The organism is Peptoniphilus indolicus ATCC 29427, from assembly GCF_000227315.1.
Lineage (GTDB): Bacteria > Bacillota > Clostridia > Tissierellales > Peptoniphilaceae > Peptoniphilus > Peptoniphilus indolicus.
In genome coordinates this window covers 1-1426 of sequence record NZ_JH165106.1, presented here as the reverse complement: position 1 = coordinate 1426, position 1426 = coordinate 1, and the positions used below count along the sequence as shown (strand labels likewise).

General features: G+C 28.5%; 2 protein-coding genes. Both read left to right on the top strand.

Features of this window, described 5'->3' with window-relative positions:
- Window positions 1-82: 82 nt before the first annotated feature.
- On the top strand, window positions 83-1087 hold the full coding sequence (locus tag HMPREF9129_RS11575) for a hypothetical protein (protein ID WP_004823488.1): 1005 nt from the start codon (window positions 83-85) through the stop codon (window positions 1085-1087).
- A gap of 68 nt (window positions 1088-1155) precedes the next feature.
- Window positions 1156-1386 carry a DUF1653 domain-containing protein gene (locus HMPREF9129_RS10130; protein WP_004823486.1) on the top strand — a complete coding sequence of 77 codons (231 nt, stop codon included), beginning with the start codon at window positions 1156-1158 and terminating at the stop codon, window positions 1384-1386.
- Window positions 1387-1426: the final 40 nt, after the last annotated feature.

Below are 1426 nucleotides of genomic sequence, written 5' to 3'. Positions count from 1 at the left end.
TTAAATTAAGTAGCTATAACTTGACATAAAGTTAATATTGTTAGATGATATATGGAAATAAGAAAATTTTAGGAGGATTATAATGAAAAAATTATTACCAGTAGCATTGGCAACAGTAGTATTAGCAAGTTCTGCTATGCCAGTTATGGCTAAAGAAGTTAAGGAAGTAAAAGATGTTAAGGCTGTTGTTGAGCAACTTAATAAAGATGCAGAAAAACAACCTATGATGACTATGTCTAAAGTTGTAGTGTCACCACAAAAAGTTAGCTTAAATGGAAAAGATGTTTCTATCGCAGGTTATAATATTGATGGAGAAAATTATTTCAAATTAAGTGATTTAGCAATGGTTTTAAATCAAACATCTTCAAAATTCTCAGTTGAATACAGTGAAGGTAAAGTTCTTTTAACATTAGGTCAAGAATATAAAAATGACGGAAAAGAAGTAGAAGATTTAGAAGAAAATGTTACAGCTGAAATAACTAATGATAAAGTTTATGTAGTAGCAAAAGAAGAAGTAAAACCTGAAGCGAAAGAAGAAGTTAAAAAAGAAGCAAAGCCTGAAATGAAGGAAGAAGCTAAAAAAGAAATAAAACCTGAAGCGAAAGAAGAAGCTAAAAAAGAAGCAAAGACTGAAATGAAGGAAGAAAAGGCTGAAGCAAAAAAAGAAGTAAAGCCTGAAACAAAAGAAGAAACTAAAAAAGAAATTAAAACTGAACCAAAAGCTGAAGAAAAACTTTTAGAAGTAAAAGCTTATAAAATAAAAGGAAACAACTACTATCGTTTAAGAGATGTAGCTAAAGCTCTTAATATGGTAAAGGTAGAATATAATGAAGCTGAAAATAAAGTATTAATTTCAACTGAAGAAGCTAAAAAAGAAATGAAACCTGAAATGAAGGAAGAAGCTAAAAAAGAAATGAAACCTGAAATGAAGGAAGAAAAGGCTGAAGCAAAAAAAGAAGTAAAACCTGAAGCGAAAGAAGAAGCTAAAAAAGAAGTAAAACCTGAAGCGAAAGAAGAAGCTAAAAAAGAAATTAAAGCTGAACCAAAAGCTGAAGAAAAAATAGAGACAAAAACAGAAGCAAAATAATTTAATTTGCATTAAAATTAGGTCGAAATCTCGGCCTAATTTTTATACATAAGTCAGGGAGAATAAAAGTGAGAGAACTTATAGTAAATAAAAAATACAGACACTTTAAAGGTAAAATGTATAAAGTTTTAAACATAGCAATACATAGTGAAACTAGAGAAAAATTAGTAGTATATCAAGCATTGTATGGAGATTACGGTATATATGCAAGACCTTATGAGATGTTTATTTCAGAAGTAGACAGAGAAAAGTATCCAAATGTTGAACAAAAATATAGATTTGAGTTAGAGGAAGAATAAATATGAAATAGATAAAATATTTTACTGTTATATGATATCT